Annotated in this window: 19 protein-coding genes; 9 read left to right on the forward strand and 10 right to left on the reverse strand. The window is 65.2% G+C overall.

All coding sequences use genetic code 11. From position 1 onward, the window contains the following. The 3 genes from B4N44_RS02030 to B4N44_RS02040 form a co-directional block, all read right to left on the reverse strand. Positions 1–509: sulfate ABC transporter substrate-binding protein (locus B4N44_RS02030; protein ID WP_296696394.1), on the reverse strand; the 509-nt coding region annotated here is incomplete at its 3' end. Between the two features lie 487 nt (positions 510–996). Further along, a complete protein-coding gene (locus B4N44_RS02035) occupies positions 997–1,371 on the reverse strand; it encodes a BrnT family toxin (protein ID WP_296696398.1) in 375 nt (124 codons plus the stop codon). Between the two features lie 117 nt (positions 1,372–1,488). Next, complete coding sequence (locus tag B4N44_RS02040) at positions 1,489–3,063, reverse strand: carbon-nitrogen hydrolase family protein (protein ID WP_296696400.1); 1,575 nt, start codon at positions 3,061–3,063, stop codon at positions 1,489–1,491. Between the two features lie 168 nt (positions 3,064–3,231). Between B4N44_RS02040 and B4N44_RS02045 the strand changes: the two genes are divergently transcribed. The 6 genes from B4N44_RS02045 to sdhB all read left to right on the forward strand — a co-directional run bounded on the left by B4N44_RS02045 (position 3,232) and on the right by sdhB (position 9,072). After that, a complete protein-coding gene (locus B4N44_RS02045) occupies positions 3,232–4,230 on the forward strand; it encodes a zinc-dependent alcohol dehydrogenase family protein (RefSeq protein WP_296696404.1) in 999 nt (332 codons plus the stop codon). Positions 4,231–4,234: 4 nt separating this feature from the next. After that, complete coding sequence (locus B4N44_RS02050) at positions 4,235–4,855, forward strand: metallophosphoesterase family protein (protein ID WP_296696406.1); 621 nt, start codon at positions 4,235–4,237, stop codon at positions 4,853–4,855. Then, positions 4,852–5,685: an ATP-binding protein gene (locus tag B4N44_RS02055; RefSeq protein WP_296696408.1), complete on the forward strand. Its 834-nt coding sequence runs from the start codon at positions 4,852–4,854 to the stop codon at positions 5,683–5,685. The genes B4N44_RS02050 and B4N44_RS02055 overlap by 4 nt, the downstream gene beginning before the upstream one ends. 116 nt (positions 5,686–5,801) lie before the next feature. Continuing rightward, positions 5,802–6,434 carry a succinate dehydrogenase gene (locus B4N44_RS02060; protein ID WP_296696411.1) on the forward strand — a complete coding sequence of 211 codons (633 nt, stop codon included), beginning with the start codon at positions 5,802–5,804 and terminating at the stop codon, positions 6,432–6,434. Continuing rightward, a complete protein-coding gene (sdhA, locus tag B4N44_RS02065) occupies positions 6,431–8,320 on the forward strand; it encodes a succinate dehydrogenase (quinone) flavoprotein subunit (RefSeq protein ID WP_296696413.1) in 1,890 nt (629 codons plus the stop codon). Before B4N44_RS02060 ends, sdhA begins: the two co-directional genes overlap by 4 nt. Next, entirely contained in the window at positions 8,317–9,072 is a 756-nt protein-coding gene (sdhB, locus tag B4N44_RS02070) for a succinate dehydrogenase iron-sulfur subunit (RefSeq protein ID WP_296696416.1), read from the forward strand. The genes sdhA and sdhB overlap by 4 nt, the downstream gene beginning before the upstream one ends. Here the strand turns inward: sdhB and B4N44_RS02075 are convergent. The 3 genes from B4N44_RS02075 to B4N44_RS02085 all read right to left on the reverse strand — a co-directional run bounded on the left by B4N44_RS02075 (position 9,047) and on the right by B4N44_RS02085 (position 10,531). Then, the gene (locus B4N44_RS02075; RefSeq protein ID WP_296696418.1) at positions 9,047–9,547 is read right to left on the reverse strand and encodes a bacteriohemerythrin; all 501 of its coding nucleotides are present in this window, start codon (positions 9,545–9,547) and stop codon (positions 9,047–9,049) included. The two genes, sdhB and B4N44_RS02075, sit on opposite strands and share 26 nt — an antisense overlap. Before the next feature lie 168 nt (positions 9,548–9,715). After that, on the reverse strand, positions 9,716–10,171 hold the full coding sequence (locus tag B4N44_RS02080; protein WP_296696421.1) for a hypothetical protein: 456 nt from the start codon (positions 10,169–10,171) through the stop codon (positions 9,716–9,718). A 57-nt stretch (positions 10,172–10,228) separates the two neighbouring features. Beyond that, complete coding sequence (locus B4N44_RS02085; protein WP_093037029.1) at positions 10,229–10,531, reverse strand: hypothetical protein; 303 nt, start codon at positions 10,529–10,531, stop codon at positions 10,229–10,231. A gap of 66 nt (positions 10,532–10,597) precedes the next feature. Here B4N44_RS02085 and B4N44_RS02090 point away from each other — a divergent pair, with 66 nt between their 5' ends. The 3 genes from B4N44_RS02090 to B4N44_RS02100 all read left to right on the forward strand — a co-directional run bounded on the left by B4N44_RS02090 (position 10,598) and on the right by B4N44_RS02100 (position 13,095). Continuing rightward, a complete protein-coding gene (locus tag B4N44_RS02090; protein WP_296696428.1) occupies positions 10,598–11,197 on the forward strand; it encodes a histidine phosphatase family protein in 600 nt (199 codons plus the stop codon). A 93-nt stretch (positions 11,198–11,290) separates the two neighbouring features. Further along, a complete protein-coding gene (locus B4N44_RS02095) occupies positions 11,291–11,740 on the forward strand; it encodes a DUF29 domain-containing protein (protein WP_296696431.1) in 450 nt (149 codons plus the stop codon). 302 nt (positions 11,741–12,042) lie between these two features. Next, positions 12,043–13,095, forward strand: a complete 1,053-nt coding sequence (locus B4N44_RS02100; RefSeq protein ID WP_296696432.1) for a 3-deoxy-7-phosphoheptulonate synthase — start codon at positions 12,043–12,045, stop codon at positions 13,093–13,095. Between the two features lie 15 nt (positions 13,096–13,110). On the opposite strand, the gene mtgA is transcribed toward B4N44_RS02100, so the two are convergent. The 4 genes from mtgA to uvrB form a co-directional block, all read right to left on the reverse strand. Beyond that, complete coding sequence (gene mtgA / locus B4N44_RS02105) at positions 13,111–13,941, reverse strand: monofunctional biosynthetic peptidoglycan transglycosylase (protein WP_296696435.1); 831 nt, start codon at positions 13,939–13,941, stop codon at positions 13,111–13,113. After that, positions 13,941–14,648 carry a biliverdin-producing heme oxygenase gene (locus B4N44_RS02110; protein WP_296696437.1) on the reverse strand — a complete coding sequence of 236 codons (708 nt, stop codon included), beginning with the start codon at positions 14,646–14,648 and terminating at the stop codon, positions 13,941–13,943. The genes mtgA and B4N44_RS02110 overlap by 1 nt, the downstream gene beginning before the upstream one ends. Positions 14,649–15,170: 522 nt before the next feature. Continuing rightward, on the reverse strand, positions 15,171–15,611 hold the full coding sequence (locus B4N44_RS02115; RefSeq protein ID WP_296696439.1) for a DUF29 domain-containing protein: 441 nt from the start codon (positions 15,609–15,611) through the stop codon (positions 15,171–15,173). Positions 15,612–15,687: 76 nt separating this feature from the next. After that, a partial coding sequence (gene uvrB / locus B4N44_RS02120) for an excinuclease ABC subunit UvrB (protein WP_296696442.1) occupies positions 15,688–17,350 on the reverse strand: 1,663 nt, incomplete at its 5' end.

Genomic DNA, 17,350 nt, shown 5'->3' on the forward strand with positions numbered 1-17,350 from the left:
GCGCCAACTGCTCTTTTTAGGTTGATCCCTTTCGGATTCCCCTTGTGGACCAGGAAGACGATCGTCGAGGTGTAGGAGGCGCTGTTCCGAGGCAGTCGCGACTGCCAGTCCTCGGCCAGGAATCCTCGGGCTGCGATGGCATCGATGTCGTAGGCCAGCGCCAGGGTCACGACATCGGCTTCCGGTCCGTCGATGACCGCGCGCGCCTGCTTGCCGGCCCCGCCGTGCGACTGTTGAATCCTGATCGTCTCGCCGGTCTTCTCCTCCCAGTGTTTGCCGAAGACCGGATTGAATTCCTGGTAGAGCTCGCGCGTCGGATCGTAGGAGACGTTGAGCAGGGTCGTCTCGGCCCGGGCCGCTCCGAGCGGGGGCAGCACGAGCAGGGCAACGAGGGACAAAGATGGTTGTAGTCGGAGGCTGGTCATGCCGGGCACCTGCTCGGTGCGGATGGAAGTGGAGCCTTGATTGAAACCCCGCAGGTCGGCGAAACGAACCAACAAAATCTGCAAACCTTATCGCCTCCGACGATGGCGATTCCGCCGTGGCTCGCTTATCTCAAAAACCATATAGCATCCCGGTAAATCGATCGTTCGCGGTGCGACCGTGCCGCGCTAAGCTCTCAACGTGTCCGGAGCGATCTGCGGTTTCTCGGCCACCCCGACCATCGCCGATCCTCGGCTGGAGGCGCTCCAAGCGTTGTGTTTCACGGCCCGAGGCGATGGTCTGGGGCACAACCCTGCGCGGGTCCAGGTCAACTGCCGATGACGATCGCCGCCTACTTCAACCCCACGCGCCAGACCCGAGTACTGCCGGGCTTCGGTCTCACCCTCGGCTACACCCTGGTCGATCTCTCGCTGATGGTCTTGATCCCGCTGTCGGCGGTCTTTCTCAAGAGCGCGACCCTGTCCTGGGGAGAATTCTGGGCCATCGTCGGCTCGCCCCGCGTGGTCGCGACCTACCGGCTGTCCTTCGGGGCCTCCCTGCTGGCCGCAGGCATCAATGCGGTCTTCGGATTGGCGCTGGCGTGGGCGCTGGTGCGCTACAGCTTTCCGTGCAAGAAGCTGATCGACGCACTCCTCGCTCATAGACCCGTCCCTCTGTCCGAGGCATGTCACGCGCAGAGATCACGCGCAATCGGCAGCCCGAGTCGCGCAGCCTGAAGGTGAGGTGCAGTTGCCGCCCGGCATCGGTCACGCCGAGGGCATGGATGCGCGGCTCATCGCCACTGTGCTTGCGGTCATCCAACAGCCGCAACGGCAGGTTGAAGAACACCTGCTCGGCCTCTGCTCGGCTGAGGCCGTGCTTATTCTCGCTCCTGCGCGCGTTGCCCGCATCCCACTCGAAGCCGGTGATGCCCTGCCAGTCCACCATGGTTGATCCGATGCTGCCAAATCCGCCAATAGACGAAGGACCTGTCGCCGCTGACAGGTCGCACTCTCCCGTCAAGTCGATCAGGTTGTTGAAGCATCATCCCGGGGCCAGGTGACCTCAACGCTCCCGCCACACGGTCGTATAGAGATCGTGCCGGCGGTCTTTCAGGTTCTGCACGGTCCCCGAGTTGCGCGCGGCGCGCAGGGCCTCCAGACGCAGATCGGCAAAGGCGACCGTCTCGACATTCGGCGTGGTGTCGGCCGCGATCCCGTCGCGCGCGAAGGGGAAGTCGCAGGGCGTGAGGATGCAGCTCTGGGCGTACTGGATGTCCATGTTGTGGACCTTCGGCAGGTTGCCGACGTTGCCGGACATGACGAGATAGCATTGGTTTTCGATCGCCCGGGCTTGGGCGCAGTAGCGCACCCTCAGATAGGACTGGCGCTCGTCGGTGCAGAAGGGCACGAAGACGATGTTTGCGCCCTGATCGACCAGATGACGACCGAGTTCGGGAAACTCCGCGTCGTAGCAGATCAGGACACCGATGGGGCCGCAGTCGGTATCGATCGCGTTCAGCGAGTGGCCGCCCTCGATGTTCCACCAGTAGACTTCGTTCGGGGTCGGGTGGATCTTGGGTTGCTCGTGCACCTCGCCGCTGCGCAGACAGACGTAGCAGACGTTTTCGACCCGACCGTTGGGCATCCGCGTGGGGTGCGAGCCGCCGATGATGTTGATGTTGTAGCGTACCGCCATGTCGCGCAGCGCCTCCTTGAGCGGTTCGGTGTACTTGGTCAGGGCCTCGATCGACTCGGCGGGCGAGAGCTCCTGATCCTCCATCGAGAGCAGCTGTAGGGTAAAGAGCTCGGGGAAGACGACGAAGTCCGCCCGATAGTCGGCGGTGACGTCGACGAAGTAGCGCACCAGATCGGTGAACTCCTCGAACGAGCCGACCCGTCGCTGCATGTACTGCACGGTCGCGACGCGCACGGTGTCGGGCAGGCGGCCACCGTAGCTCTTGGCGCGCTGCTCTTCCTTCTCGTCGGGTGCGTTGGGGTTGCGCCAGACCAGATGGACCGCATACCCCTCGGATTCCTTGTCCTCCGGCAGGTAGCGCGGCAGCAGTCCGAGAACCTCGAAGCCGTTGCGCATCTGGAAGGTCAGCACCGGATCGCGCAATCGGTTCGCTTTGACCTCCTCGAGATAGGCATCCGGGGTTCCGTATCGGCGTAGGCGCTTGGCGAGCGAGGGGATGCGTCCGCCGAAGACGATGCCCTTGACGTCCCATGAACGGGCCAGCTTCTTGCGCTCGTCGTAGAGACGCTGGCCGAGACGCAGCCCGCGATAGTCCGGATCCACGCAGACCTCCATGCCGTAGAGGTAATCCCCGTTCGGGTCGTGCCGCGAGGCGTAGCCGCCCCCGGTGATCTCGTTCCAGGTGTGCGGTTGGAGAGCGATATCGCCGTCGATCAGGAAGGTGGCGCAGTAGCCGACGATCGCGCCCTCGTATTCGGCGACGAACTGTCCTTCGGGGAAGTTGTGGATCTGGCCCAGCAGCATCGCCCGTGAATAGGTTCCCATGCCGCTTGCCCGATAGACACGCGAGACCAAACTACGAATATGGGGGATGTCCTTGACGCGGGCATTGCGCACGATCAAAGGCGGTTTCGGGTGCTTGGTCTTGGCCGTGCTGGACATGCGGGATCTCCGGTGCGGTGGCTGGCAATCGGGGCAGGGCTCGGTTCCGGGCCGAGTTCTCGGTCGGGTCCGCGGATTGTGCCGAACCTGTCGATGGGGCTAGCATGCCCCCCGAGCGCTGCCGTCGGTAGTGGATTCGGAAGACTTACGACACGAGGTGAAACGTCCATGAAGGCAATCGAGATGCGCGAGACCGGCGGACCGGCCGTTCTGCAACTGGTCGATCGGCCTCGTCCCGAGATCGGCGGGCCGGACGACATCCTGGTCAGGCTCAAGGCCGCCGGGGTGAATCCGGTGGATACCAAGATCCGGAGCAACGGGCCCCTGGTGCCGAACGGTTTACCGGCCGTCCCGGGCTGCGACGGGGCCGGCGTGGTCGAGGCCGCGGGCGAGGCGGTCACGCGCTTCAAACCGGGCGACGAGGTCTGGTTCTGTTGGGGCGGGATCGGCGGTCCGCTCGGCAACTATGCCGAGTATATCCTTCTCGATAATCATCTGGCGCAGGCTAAGCCGCGCGCGATCGGGTTCGTCGAGGCCGCTGCAGCGCCGCTGGTGCTGCTGACTGCCTGGGAGGCGTTGCACGACCGGGCGCGTTTGCTCGAGGGGCAGCGGGTGCTGATCCACGGCGGCGCAGGCGGGGTCGGGCATGTCGCCATTCAACTTGCCAAGGCGGCCGGCGCGCGCGTCTGCACGACCGTCAGCAGCCCGGAGAAGGCCGATTTCGTTCATTCGCTCGGCGCCGAGTACTGCATCAACTACAAGGAAGAGGATCTCGTCGAGTCGGTGATGGACTGGAGCGAAGGGCAGGGCGTGGACATCGCGCTGGATACCGTCGGCCCCGAGGTCTTCCGCAAGACCATCCCGGCGATGGCCCACTACGGGGATCTGGTGACCATCCTGGACCCGGGGCCGGACCTGGATCTGAAGGAGGCGCGCATGCGCAATCTGCGGATCAGTCTGGAGCTGATGCTGACCCCGATGCTTCGGGATTTACCGCGGGCACGCACCCATCAGGGCGAGATCCTGCGCCGCTGCGCCAAGCTGATCGACCAGGGCGATCTGCGTATCCATGTCTCCGAGACCTTCCCGCTCGCGCAGGCCCAGGAGGCGCACAAGCGCATCGAGACGGGGCATGTGACCGGCAAGCTCGCGCTGACGATGGATTAGGGCGATGGGCTCCGGCGCCGTGGGGGCGATCGCTCGGATACCCGGCCGCAGCCTGCGCCTTGCGATCCTGTCCGATACACACGGCGATCTGGACGCGCGCGTCGAGCACTTGGTCACGACCTGCGATCTGGCGATCCACGGGGGAGACATCGGCCAAGCCGACATCCTCGCCCGGATGCAACCCGGTCTCGGACGCGTCTTCGCCGTCTTCGGCAACAACGATGTCTCGCGCCAATGGCCGGAGCGCGATCATGACCTCTTGCGTCAGCTCCCGGAGTCGGTCGAGCTCGCACTGCCGGGTGGATGCTTGGTCGTGATCCACGGCCATCAAGGCCCGGCGCGCGATCGCCATGCGCGGCTGCGCGCACGCTTCCCGACGGCGCGGGCCATCGTTTACGGGCACAGCCATCGGCTGGTGTTGGACATGGACACGGTGCCCTGGGTGTTGAATCCGGGCGCCGCCGGTCGGACCCGCACCTACGGCGGACCTTCCTGCCTCCTCCTGATCGCCGGCGAGACCGACTGGAAGGTCGAGGTCCATCGGTTCGCCTTCCTGACAACCCGCCCCAAGGTCCCGAACCTGAACCGCCACGGCGCGCGGCGCGCGAAGGCGACACTCGTATGAGCCCCTCCGACCGCAATCGGCCTAGACCCCCGAAGTCCTTGTTGCGTCTCGTCGGCCGCGCCATCGCGGACTTCCGCATGATCGGCGAGGGCGACCGCATCCTGCTCGGCGTCTCGGGCGGAAAGGATTCGCTCTCCCTGCTGCACATCCTCAAGCACCTGCAGACCTATGCCCCGGTGCGCTTCGATCTGGCGGTGCTCACCGTCGATCCGCAGGTGCCGGGATTCGATCCGGAACACCTGAAGGACTACTACGCACACCTGGGCGTACCCTGGTTCTACGAGCAGCAGCCGCTGATGGAGCAGGCCAAGGAGCACATGGATGGCGATTCCTTCTGCGCCTATTGCTCGCGCATGAAGCGCGGCATCATGTATCGCATCTGCCGCGAGCAGGGCTACGGCGTGCTCGCCCTGGCCCAGCATCTCGATGACTTGGCCGAGAGTCTGCTGATGTCGCTCTTCCACGGCGGGCAGCTGCGCACCATGAAGGCCCATTACCTCAACAAGGAGGGCGACGTGCGCATCATCCGCCCGCTGGTCTATTGCCGCGAGCGTCAGACCGCCGACTATGCCGAGCGCGCCGCGCTGCCGGTCGTCCCGGACTCCTGCCCCGCCTGTTTCTCCATGCCCACCCGTCGCGAGCATATGAAGGCACTGCTGGCCCGCGAGGAGGCCGAGCATAGTCATCTTTTCGCCAACATCCTGCATGCGATCAAGCCGATCATGGTTGAAGGCGAGGTGCCAGGGGAGTCGCCAGCCTCCAGCGGTCGTCGAAGGCGATCGGTCGCGTCGATCGTGGGCGGTGGCCGAAAGCCGACATCTCACACTTAGCGGTCGGCCGCATCAGGCTGCACTACCGACCAACATCGCCCTCGACTGAGCCGGATCAGGTCCCTTGCGGCCTGATCCGGTTAAGCTGTTCCCTGATCCCCGCTGTCCGATCGACCATGTCCGCATCCATCGAGAATCCGCATTTCGTCCTGCGTCGTCTGCACTCCCTGCTCGGTTTGCTCCCGGTCGGCGCCTTTCTGGTTTTCCATCTCTGGGAGAACTCTCAGTCGCGCTTTGGCGCCGAGCACTACAACGAGCACGTCGTCGCGGCACTCAAGGGCATGAATTATCTGCCCTTGATGGAGATCTTCGTGATCGCGCTGCCGCTGCTCTTCCACGCCGGCTACGGGCTGGTGATCACGGCTCAGATGCGTGCGGAACTCGCGCGCTACAGTTACGCGCGCAACCGGCTCTACTGGATGCAGCGGATCTCGGGCGTCGGCATCCTGCTCTTTCTGCTGATGCATGTCGGGATGACGCGCATCGCCGGGATCTGGGATCCAAGCGTGGGCGATGATCTCTTCGCCCACATGCGGGCGCTGCTGAGCCAGCCCTGGATGCTCGGGCTGTATCTGTTCGGTCTGCTGCTCTCGGTGTTTCATCTCGCCAACGGGCTCGCCTCCATGGCGATCGTCTGGGGGCTCACGACATCGGTCCGCGCCCAAGCGCTGTTCGGTTGGCTCTGCGTCGCGATCGGTCTGTTGTTGGCCGCCATGGGTATCCATGGCCTGATGGGGTTCCTGTCATGAGCAAGCCGAACGTCATCGTCATCGGCGGCGGCCTGGGCGGGCTTTGGGCGACCTTGCGGATCGCCGATGCGGGTTTCCCGGTCACGCTCTTCTCGCTCTTCGAGGTCAAGCGCAGTCACTCGGTCTGTGCCCAAGGCGGCATCAATGCCGTGCTCGACACCAAGGGTCAGCACGACTCGATCCGTCAGCACATCATCGACACCATCAAGGGCGGCGAGTATCTGGCGAATCAGCCCCCGGTGAAGGCCATGTGCGAGGATGCGCCGGGGCTGATCCGCACCTTCGAGCGCATGGGCGTGACCTTCTCGCGCACGCCCGAGGGTCTGCTCGATCAGCGTCTCTTCGGCGGCGTGAAGAACAAGCGGACCTGCTTTGCGGGTGCCAGCACCGGGCAGCAGCTCCTCTACGGCGTCGACCAGCAGGTCCGGCGCCTGGAGTCCGAGGGCAAGGTCGTCAAGCAGGAGTGGTGGGAGTTTCTGTCCCTGCTGCTGGACGGCGACGGCGTCTGTCGCGGCATCGTGGCGATGGATCTGAAGAGCCTGGAGGTTCGGGCCTTCACCGCCGACGCGGTCGTCGTGGCGAGCGGCGGCATGGGTCAGCTCTACGCACCCAAAAGCACGACCTCGACCAACTCGACCGGTGCGGCGGCGAGCCGCTGCTACCGGCAGGGCGCCTGGATGGCCAACGCCGAGTTCTTCCAGTTTCACCCCACCGCCATGATGGGGCACGACAAGAACCGGCTGATGAGCGAGGCGGCGCGCGGGGAGGGCGGGCGCATCTGGGTGCCGAAGACGCCCGGGGACCGGCGACCGCCGAAGACCATCCCGGAGGCCGAGCGCTTCTATTTCCTCGAGGAGTTCTTTCCCGCCTATGGCAACACCGTCGCCCGTGACGAGGCGGCACGGGCCATCTGGACCGTGACCCGGGAGATGGGTCTCGGCATCGGCAGCGACGGCGGCGACCGGGTCTATCTGGATCTGACACACCTGGATGCGGCATTCATCGGCGCGCGCCTGGGCGCCATCCTGGAGATCTATCGCAAGTTCGCCGGTGTCGACCCGATGACCGAGCCGATGGAGATCTTTCCGGCGGCCCATTACGGCATGGGTGGTCTCTGGGTCGACTTCGAGCGCTCCGCCGATGGCGGAATCCAGCCCGACAGCCCGCGCAATCACGCGACCAACATCCCCGGACTCTATGCTTGCGGCGAGTGCGATTACGCCTATCACGGGGCCAACCGACTGGGTGCCAACTCGCTGTTATCCGCGAGCTATTCGGGACGCGTCGCGGGAGAGTCGGTGGTGAGCTACCTCAAGGGTCTCTCCTCCGATCGCGGCGCGCTGGTTCCGGAGATCCCGCAGGCCGAGATCGCGCGACAGCAGGCGATCAACGCGGAGCTGATGCGGGCGCAGGGGGCGGACACGCCTTATCTCATTCAGAAGGAGCTCGGCGCGCTGATGACGGCCAAGGTGGGCGTGGTGCGCGCGAACCCGGAGCTGGAATCGGCGCTCGGCGAGCTTCAGGTGTTGCAGGATCGCCTGAGTAAGGCCCGTCTGGGCGAGTCCAGCACCTGGGCAAATCAGAGCCTGGCCTTCGCGCGCCAACTGCGCGACATGATCGAGCTGGCCAAGGTCGTGACCCAAGGCGCGCTGGCCCGCGACGAGTGTCGCGGCGCCCATTACAAGCCCGCGTTCCAGATCCCGATCCCGGAGGGGACCTTTGCGGGCGACCCTGAGTTCGAGGCGTATCGCGATCGCTGGCACGCGAACAATGCGCAGTGGCTCAAGACCACCATCGCCGAGCACACCCGGGACGGCCCCAGACTCAGCTACCAGAATGTGGACCTGAGCGTCTACGCGCCGACCGAGCCGAGGGATTATCGATGAGCGAGAAGCCGATCCATCTGCGCATCCGCCGTCAGGATCGCCCCGACAGCGCACCTTATTGGCAGGAGTTCGCGATCCCCGGCCATCCCGACCACAACATCATCTCGCTGTTGATGGCGCTGCGGGAGAACCCGGTGACGGTCGCGGGCGAGCCGGTCGATCCGATCGTCTGGGAGCACAACTGCATGGAGGAGGTCTGCGGCGCCTGCGCCATGCTGATCAACGGTGTTCCGCGACCCTCCTGCTCGGCGCTCGTCGTCGAGCTGGATCAGCCGATCCGCCTGGAGCCCTTGCCGAAGTTTCCGGTCGTGCGCGATCTGCTGGTCGATCGCCGGCGGATCGACCAGGGTCTGAAGCAGGTCAAGGCATGGATCAAGATCGACGGCGTCTGGGACACGCATGAAAGCGCCCCGCGCATCGGGCCGGATGCCTGGGCGGCGGATTATCTCTACAGCCGCTGCATGTCGTGCGGCTGCTGCATGGCCGCCTGTCCGCAGTTCGGGCCGCACTCGGCCTTTCTCGGCCCCGCCCCGCTGGCGCAGGCACGCTTGATGAACGCCCATCCGACCGGGCGTTACGATAAGACAGAACGTCTGCACGCCATCATGGGCGAGGGCGGCTTGAGTGATTGCGGCAATGCACAGAACTGCGTGCGGGTCTGCCCCAAGGAGATCCCGCTGACGACGGCGATCGGCGAGCTTGGGCGTCAGACCACGATACAGTTGCTCAAAGATCTTTTCGGGCCGCGTTGATGCGCGTCCGCGCCGTGACGCCGTAGCAGCCTGCGGTCGCGGCCAAGCGATCGTCGAGCGCGTGGAATGCCTTCGCGAAGTCGCGATCCGCGCCCAGGATATGGTCGAGGATCCAGTCTCGCGCGTTGTCCTGTGCATCCTCCTCGAAGACGTCGATGCCCTGCGCACGCCAACGGCGCAGCTGATCGGTGTACTCGGCCATCAAGAGCGCATGCTCGGTGCAGTGCTCGGCGATGTCCTCGTAGTCGACGGCCTGCATCAGTTCTTCTTCCCGATTGAAATGCTCCCGCACGGCTTCGCCGAGATCGGTCAGGGCATCGATGAGGGCGCAGGCGTCGCCCGAACGCCGGGGGGATGCCTCGGGACCGAAACGGTGACAGATGTCCGCGAGGTGCTCGATCAGCCCTCGATGCTCCGCATCCACGACATCGATGTTGACTGACCATTCGTCGTGCCAAGTCAAAAGCCTTGTCATCGGGTTCTCCGTGGTCCAGCCGGCGCCGCGTGAAGTGGGCGCCGAGAGGTCGCGCCCTCTCCGGGATGGGTCGGGCGCAGGGGCCGCTGTGTCGTCCAGGCCAATGGACCTTATTTGTTGTCGCGCTCTCCGGTCGGAGTCCCTCTTCGGGCTCGGTTGCACCCGGCGCTACGCCGGGCGTCTCAGGGGCAATACCCGCGGGGTCGGTGTCGCTCCGCCCTGACGTCGCTGGCGTTCCAGCATCTGTTTGATGACCGGCTGGATCTCGCCGAGCAGCCGGGTCTGCGTCTCCCGAAGACCCATAAAATAATAGATGATTTCACACTCGACGGGGGCCGAAAGAGACTCCCGTCCGACCGCCGGTCGCCAGGCAATTCGGATCAGGCGACCTCCTTCGCCGTCTTGGTAGGCATAACCGCCGTGGCTGTCGACAAAGATGACCTCCTCGCGATCGACCACGGCTTGATATTGCATCGACCTGATCGGGATGAAGACGGCGCTCCCGGCGCTGCGTCGAAGGAGCAGCTGTAACCCGTTGTAGAGCGCTGCCGGGATCCGCGTCTGCTCGTGCGCGAGCGCGTCGTCGGGTCGGAAGAAGGTCTCGCGGATCAGATAGTCGGCCATGTCACGGTGCCCCGTGGATCCGATTGTCGCTCGGCCGCTCCTCGGAGCGGCGTCCGCTCAGTCGCTGTCGCCGAGCTCGGGATCCCAGCCGGCTGCGCGTGCCTTTTCGATCGCTTCGGAATAGATCCGGGAGTGACGTTCCTGCAGATCGGGCGGGAGTCTGGACACCATATGCCCGTAAGGGTGCCAGGCCTCCGTGACCTTGTCGTAGAGGTCCTCGATCCCTTGAACGGTCCAGCCCGCGCAGGTCTGGTCCTCCGGGATGATGCCGAATACCCAGGCGTCGCGGATGATGTTGGCGGTCGGGGTCATGGCCCCGCCTTCCTGCTTGTCGATGCCCTCGTAGATCTTGCTCTTCATAAGGTCTGTCCTGGTTGATATCCGCTACACTCTAGCGCCTTGCCTCTCCGACTGCCATGTCTGCCCATGTCCGAGATCCTGGTCGATCTGATTCGTCACGGCGAGCCCGTCGGCGGCGCGCGCTATCGCGGCAACGGGACCGACGACCCGCTCAGCCCGACGGGCTGGGCGCAGATGACCGAGGCGCTCGGCGAGGCGGCGCCTTGGGATCAGATCATCAGCTCGCCGATGTCGCGTTGTCGCGTTTTTGCGGCGGATCTCGCCGGGCGCAGTGGATTGCCGCTCGTCGTCGACCCCAGCCTGATCGAGGTCGGCATGGGCGCCTGGGAAGGGCGCGCCCGCAGCGCGGTTGCCGCGGAAGAGCCCGAGCGCTTCGCCGCCTTTTATCGCGACCCCGTCGGCGAGCGCCCGGCCGGCGCCGAGCCGCTGGAGCGCCTGCACGCGCGCGTCTCCGACGCCTATGCGCGTCATCTGGCCGCCTATCCGGGCCGCCGTCTGCTGATCGTCTGCCATGCCGGGGTGATGCGCGCCTTGGTCGGGCACCTGCTCGGTGCCGATGCGCGTCGCTGGTACCGCATTCGAATCGACTACGCCGGCTTAGTGCGGGTCCGCCACGGGCGTTTCGGTCCGAGCATTGAGTGGGTCAATGCGCGGGCGCTTGCGTAGCTGCTATCCGGGAAAATCGATCCAAGGTTTGAAACACCTCACCGTCGGTGTAGCCTCAAGGCGTTGCCGACCTTAGATTCCAGGGCAGACCCCATGCCGAAACAGACTGCTGAACACGCAAGCTACGATCGCGACTACCACGCTTGGTTGACTGAGAGCGCGGCCCTCCTGCGCGAAGGTTGCCTGAGCGAAGTCGACCTCGCACAAATCGCCGAGGAGCTCGAGGACATGGGTAAGAGCGAGCGTCGGGCGATCGAGAGTTATCTCAAGGTTCTGATCGTTCACCTGCTCAAATGGCAGCACCAACCCGAGCGACGCGGCCCGAGCTGGCAACTCTCCATTGCCAACTCACGGGACGCGATCGGCCGGCGCCTTCGCGAAAGCCCCAGCCTTCGGCCGAAGCTCCCGGAAATGGTCGCCGAACGATATCCGAACGCTCGCCAACATGCGGCGCTCGAAATGGGTTTGGATCTCGGCGATCTTCCGGACACCTGTCCGTTCACGGTCGCTCAACTCCTGGATGAGGGCTACCGAGGGGAATGAGTGGGAGGGGCGGTCACAAGCGCGGGCGTTGCTCATGAGGCCGCCCACTGCGATGACGTTGCGCTGGGTGGACAAGCGCAGCGCAGTCCACCAGCTCCGGCGCGGGGTTCGGTGGACTTCGCTCTCGCTCGTCCACCGGCCGGTATTAATAGCGACGCCACAAGCGCGCGGCGTCGGTTTGCCGGCACGCGATTGCGCCCGGTGCCGGCGCGTTGCGTGGGTCGTGCGCGCGCATCGAGACGAGGAGATCGGATCGATTGGGCTATACTCCGGGTCTTTCGACGTCGTTGTAACCCCAGCCCATGCAAAAGACCGACGATCTGCGCATCCGCGAAATCAAAGAAGTCCGCTCCCCGAGCGCGCTGCACCGGGAATTCCCGATCTCGGAGGCGGCTGCGGAGACCGTCTATTCCACGCGCCACGCCATTCAGCAGATCCTCCACGGTCGGGACGATCGCCTGCTGGTCGTCGCGGGTCCTTGCTCGGTTCACGATCCGCGCGCCGCGCTGGAGTACGCCGAGCGTCTCAAGGTCCTGCGCGACATGCTGAGCGATCGCCTGCTGATCGTCATGCGCGTCTATTTCGAGAAGCCGCGGACCACGGTCGGCTGGAAGGGTCTGATCAACGACCCGAATCTGGACGGCAGCTTCGAGATCAATCAGGGTCTCGGCATCGCCCGCAAGCTCCTGCTCGACCTCAACAGCATGCAGATCCCGGCCGGGACCGAGTTCCTCGATCTCATCAGCCCGCAGTACATCGCCGATCTGGTGAGCTGGGGCGCGATCGGCGCGCGCACGACCGAGAGCCAGGGCCATCGTGAGCTGGCCTCCGGTTTGTCCTGCCCGGTGGGTTTCAAGAACGCGACCAACGGGGACGTCAAGGTCGCCATCGATGCCATCCATGCCGCGGCACGTCCGCATGTCTTCATGTCGGTCACCAAGGAAGGTCAGTCCGCGATCTTCAGCACGACCGGCAACGTGGATACCCACATCATTCTGCGCGGCGGCCAGCGACCGAACTACGACACCGAGAGTGTGAGCACGGCCGCGGAGCAGATCATCGAGTCCGGTCTGACGCCCAAGATCATGATCGACTTCAGCCACGCCAACAGCCGCAAGCGCCCGGAGAAACAGATCCGGGTCTGCCAAGACGTCGCCGGTCAGATCGCGCGCGGGGATCCCGGCATCATGGGCGTCATGATCGAAAGCCATCTGGTCGGCGGTCGGCAGGATCTGGGGAGCAGCGACGGGCTGGTCTTCGGTCAAAGCGTCACAGACGCCTGCATCGGCTGGGACGATACGGTTCCGATGCTGCATGAGCTTGCGGATGCCGTAATGCGCCGACGTGCACTCTAGCCGGGTGGGCGCGGTTTAAAGCCGATTCAGGTACCGTGTTCCGCCGAGTCGGCTGGCCTGATCGCTGATCCAGGCCGCGCGTCGTTCCAAGCGCTCCGATGGTCTGTCCAACCGATAATGTCCGGGCGCAGGCAGCACGCCGATCAGAAGCGACGCCTCGCGCATCGTCAGTTCGCTCGCCGGCCGACCGAAATAGCGCAGGCTCGCCGCGCCGATTCCGTAGGTGTTGGGGCTGAACTGCACGATGTTCAGATAGACCTCGAGGATGCGCTCCTTCGGCCACAGGATCTCCATCAGCAGCGTGAACCAGGCCTCGAGCAGCTTGCGCGGCAGATCCGAGCCCGGCCAGAGAAAGAGGTTCTTGGCCGCCTGTTGAGTGATGGTGCTGGCCCCGCGCAGACGCCCGCCGTTCTTGTAGTCCGCCCAGGCCAGGCGGATCTCGATCAGATCGAAACCCCGGTGAGTCGGGAAACGCTGGTCCTCGCCGGCGATCGCCGCGAGCCGCGTCGGCAACGAGATCCGATCCCAGGGCACCCAAGTTTGATGATAGTAGGGGGGCGATTGGTCAAGTCGCCAAAGGTTGTAGGCGTGCCGCAGCATGAAGGCGGATGCCGGCGGGTCGAGCCATCGCAGCGTCAAGACAAGGACCACCGAGACCAGTACCAGATTGCCGAGGCCCTTGAGCAGGAACCGGCCCACGCCCATGAGCGGGTGTCGGTCATGGCCGATGGGCTGGATGCGAAAGACGCGGGATTGCGGCGCAGGCTCGCGTGGGGTCGCCCGGGATCCATCCTCGAATCCGGCGTCCACCCCGGTCGTCTCCGGCGCTTGTTCTTCGTCCTTCATCAATCCTCTTGGAGTGCGGCAACCGAGGTCGCAAGGCGTCTGGCCCCCGAACCCGGCGGTTCGATGTGCTCGGGGCCGGCCTGCGCAGGTGCGCTCCGCGCATCTGCGTCTTCGAGCATTCGATGAACCAGCGCGAAGGTGGTATGGGCGCCCGAGACCACCTCCGCCGGATCGATACGACCGTGCGCAGACAGGCTGTCGAGGATGCCCGCGAACCGTTTCCAGGCCGCAGAGGAGTGCTCGCCGTGGAAGTCGAGGAAACCGGCCGAGCCCAGCGCCGGACCGAGACAGCGGCGCAGATGTTTCGCGATCACCCGACCGCCGAGCGTCGCGCCCTCCAGGACATAGAGGCCGCCGAGCGCGGCACCTGAACCGGCTGGGGCGAGCTGTGTCGATGTGCGCGGAATGTGCGGCTGACCCTGCTCGGCTAGATCGTCGAGGATCGCCGGCAGCTTGGGCCGAACCCCCAGGTCGTTGCGGATCTCCTCGTCCAGGACGTCGAGCAGGCTGCCTTCCAGGGCCGCGTAAACCTCGGCCAAGGCATGCAGATAATCGAGATAGTCCTCGCGGGTGACGCTCGGCGACGTGAGTCGGGCCATCAGGGGCAAGCGTTCGACCGCCTGATGTGTCTTGGCCGTCGCGTGGCGCAAGTGAATCGCCAGTCGCGCGGAGGTCGCCGGTCGTGTCGCGTCGTGGATGTCGTGCATGGATTCTTCGGGCTCGCTGCGCTCTGCGCTCGCGGCCAGTCTAACACCCGTCCTTGTTCTCCCTGAACAACACCGAACCCTCGTTCGGCGGGATAGACCGACGGCGTCCGTCCGACGAACGGTCGAGAATCCGGGGCCGCGGGCTCACGTTGTGAGCCACCCCCCGCGGCATGCTGTGGTTCCGTGCAGTGCAAACCCCACGGAGCCAACGATGAACGCCCTTGCCGACCTCTTTGTCATCCTGTTGTGCCTTTCCGGTCTCTTCGCGATCTTGATCCTTGTGTGTATGGTCCTCGAGCGCGCTCCCGACGAGGCCGATGGGCGGCTGCGGCGCACGCGTGTCCAGCCGCAACGTCCGGGACGTCGCTCCCGCGTGGTCCGGCCTCGACACAAGCCCAAGCAACCTGTGACAGACGCGCCGAGTCTTTCGGTTTGCACTGCGATCGGTCGGCCGGGGCATGGCGCCCGAGGTGTCCTGAGCTGACCCCCGATGATGGCTGGCGCGTTCCGGCGCGACGAGTCTCACTCGGGGGGCAGCCAATCCACCTCGAGCACGTCGGCCAGCCGCCACGGACAGTCGTCCGGGAACGCCGAGAGCCCCGTCTCGCCGACGGCGTCGGCAACCGCGTCGGCCCAGATCTCGTCCAGCCAAGTCGCGTCGCGCAACATGGCCATGAGACTGGGGGTTCGGTCGAGTCTGGCCTTGATGGCTCGGCGCTGCTCGCGGATCGTGCGCTGCCAACTGCTGCCGCGACGCTCCGGCTGGAATTTCCACTTGAGCAGGTGCGCAAGCAGGAGCGACAGGCGACTGGCCAGCTCGCGCTGTTCACTTTTGCCCACGTCTTCGATCTCCTCTGCGAGATGCTCGAGGTCGAGCCGGTCCAATGCGCCGGCCCTCAGCCAGTGCGCCTGTTGTTCGGCCCAGGCGACGATGTCGGCGTCGTAAAGGTCGGTTTTTGGCATCGGTATCTCCCGATAAAATAACGGGGCCGGGCCGGGCCGGGCCGAGCGCCCGGTGCCTCGATTTCAACCCGAAACGTCAGGCCGCAAGCCCGCGCCCCTGTAACTCCTTGATCTTATCCCGTACGGCGGCGGCCTGCTCGAACTCGAGGTTCTTCGCGTGCTGGTACATGGTCTTCTCCAGCGCCTTGAGCTTCTTGGCCATCTGCTGCGGCGTCAGGCTGGCATATTCGATGATCTCCTCGGCGACCTTGGCATACTGGCGCGCCTTCATGGGGGCGCCCGGGATGGCGCCCTCCAGGATGTCGGCGACCGCCTTGCGGATGGTCTGAGGCGTGATGCCCTCGACGGTATTGTGGAGGATCTGTTTGGCGCGGCGCCGCTCGGTTTCGCCGATCGCGCGTTCCATGGAGCCGGTGATGCGATCGGCGTAAAGGATTGCCTTGCCGTTGGCGTTGCGCGCGGCACGCCCGATGGTCTGGATCAAGGAGCCTTCCGAGCGCAGGAAGCCTTCTTTATCGGCGTCCAGGATGGCGACCAGCGAGACCTCCGGCATGTCGAGCCCCTCGCGCAGCAGGTTGATCCCGACCAGGACGTCGAACTCGCCCAGACGCAGATCGCGGATGATCTCGACGCGCTCGACCGTGTCGATATCCGAGTGCAGATAGCGGACCTTCACGCCGTGCTCGTTGAGATACTCGGTCAGATCCTCGGCCATCCGCTTGGTCAGCGTAGTGACCAGCACCCGCTCGCCGACGGCGACCCGCAGTCCGATCTCCGAGAGTAGATCGTCGACCTGGGTCAGCGCAGGGCGGACCTCCACCTCCGGGTCGACCAGCCCCGTCGGGCGCACCACCTGCTCGACGACGGCGCCCGAGTGCTGGATCTCGTAGTCGCGCGGGGTGGCCGAGACATAGATGGTCTGGGGCTGGCGGGCCTGGAACTCCTCGAAGCGCAGCGGGCGGTTGTCGAGCGCCGAGGGCAGCCGGAAGCCGTAGTCGACGAGGTTCTCCTTGCGCGAGCGGTCGCCCTTGTACATGCCGCCGAGCTGGGGCACGGTGACATGGCTCTCGTCGATCACGACGATGGCATCCGCCGGCAGATAGTCATACAGGGTCGGCGGCGGCTCGCCGGGTCCGCGTCCGGAGAGGTAGCGGCTGTAGTTCTCGACCCCGGAGCAGTAGCCGACCTCCAGCATCATCTCCAGATCGAACAGGGTGCGTTGCTCCAGGCGCTGGGCCTCGACGAGCTTATCGTTGTCTCGCAGCCAGATCAGCCGCTCTTTGAGCTCCACCTTGATCTGCTCGACCGCGGCCAGGATGGTCTCGCGCGGGGTGGCGTAGTGCGTCTTCGGAAAGACCGTATAGCGCGGGACCTTGCGCAGTTGCTCGCCAGTGAGCGGGTCGAAGAGCGAGAGTGACTCGATCTCCTCGTCGAACAACTCCACCCGCAGCGCCTCGTCGTCGGACTCCGCCGGGTAGATGTCGATCACGTCTCCGCGCACCCGGTAGGTGCCGCGCGAGAGCTCGATCTCGTTGCGGCGGTATTGCAGATCGGCGAGCCGGCGCAGCAGGGCGCGTTGATCGATCAGATCGCCGCGGTTCAGATGCAGGACCATCTTCAGATAGGCGTCCGGGTCACCCAGGCCATAGATCGAGGAGACGCTCGCCACGATGATGACATCGGGGCGCTCGAGCAGCGCCTTGGTGGCCGAGAGACGCATCTGCTCGATGTGCTCGTTG

Source organism: Thiocapsa sp. UBA6158, assembly GCF_002423035.1.
Lineage (GTDB): Bacteria > Pseudomonadota > Gammaproteobacteria > Chromatiales > Chromatiaceae > Thiocapsa.

Bases quoted from the DNA above. Each gene is read 5' to 3' on its own strand.
- B4N44_RS02040 (WP_296696400.1), bottom strand. From the start codon at position 3,063: ATGTCCAGCACGGCCAAGACCAAGCACCCGAAACCGCCTTTGATCGTG.
- B4N44_RS02115 (WP_296696439.1), bottom strand. From the start codon at position 15,611: ATGCCAAAAACCGACCTTTACGACGCCGACATCGTCGCCTGGGCCGAA.
- B4N44_RS02075 (WP_296696418.1), bottom strand. From the start codon at position 9,547: ATGACAAGGCTTTTGACTTGGCACGACGAATGGTCAGTCAACATCGAT.
- B4N44_RS02050 (WP_296696406.1), top strand. From the start codon at position 4,235: ATGGGCTCCGGCGCCGTGGGGGCGATCGCTCGGATACCCGGCCGCAGC.
- B4N44_RS02035 (WP_296696398.1), bottom strand. From the start codon at position 1,371: ATGGTGGACTGGCAGGGCATCACCGGCTTCGAGTGGGATGCGGGCAAC.
- B4N44_RS02090 (WP_296696428.1), top strand. From the start codon at position 10,598: ATGTCCGAGATCCTGGTCGATCTGATTCGTCACGGCGAGCCCGTCGGC.
- B4N44_RS02080 (WP_296696421.1), bottom strand. From the start codon at position 10,171: ATGGCCGACTATCTGATCCGCGAGACCTTCTTCCGACCCGACGACGCG.
- B4N44_RS02060 (WP_296696411.1), top strand. From the start codon at position 5,802: ATGTCCGCATCCATCGAGAATCCGCATTTCGTCCTGCGTCGTCTGCAC.
- B4N44_RS02095 (WP_296696431.1), top strand. From the start codon at position 11,291: ATGCCGAAACAGACTGCTGAACACGCAAGCTACGATCGCGACTACCAC.
- B4N44_RS02045 (WP_296696404.1), top strand. From the start codon at position 3,232: ATGAAGGCAATCGAGATGCGCGAGACCGGCGGACCGGCCGTTCTGCAA.
- sdhB (WP_296696416.1), top strand. From the start codon at position 8,317: ATGAGCGAGAAGCCGATCCATCTGCGCATCCGCCGTCAGGATCGCCCC.
- B4N44_RS02100 (WP_296696432.1), top strand. From the start codon at position 12,043: ATGCAAAAGACCGACGATCTGCGCATCCGCGAAATCAAAGAAGTCCGC.
- sdhA (WP_296696413.1), top strand. From the start codon at position 6,431: ATGAGCAAGCCGAACGTCATCGTCATCGGCGGCGGCCTGGGCGGGCTT.
- B4N44_RS02085 (WP_093037029.1), bottom strand. From the start codon at position 10,531: ATGAAGAGCAAGATCTACGAGGGCATCGACAAGCAGGAAGGCGGGGCC.
- B4N44_RS02055 (WP_296696408.1), top strand. From the start codon at position 4,852: ATGAGCCCCTCCGACCGCAATCGGCCTAGACCCCCGAAGTCCTTGTTG.
- mtgA (WP_296696435.1), bottom strand. From the start codon at position 13,941: ATGAAGGACGAAGAACAAGCGCCGGAGACGACCGGGGTGGACGCCGGA.
- B4N44_RS02110 (WP_296696437.1), bottom strand. From the start codon at position 14,648: ATGCACGACATCCACGACGCGACACGACCGGCGACCTCCGCGCGACTG.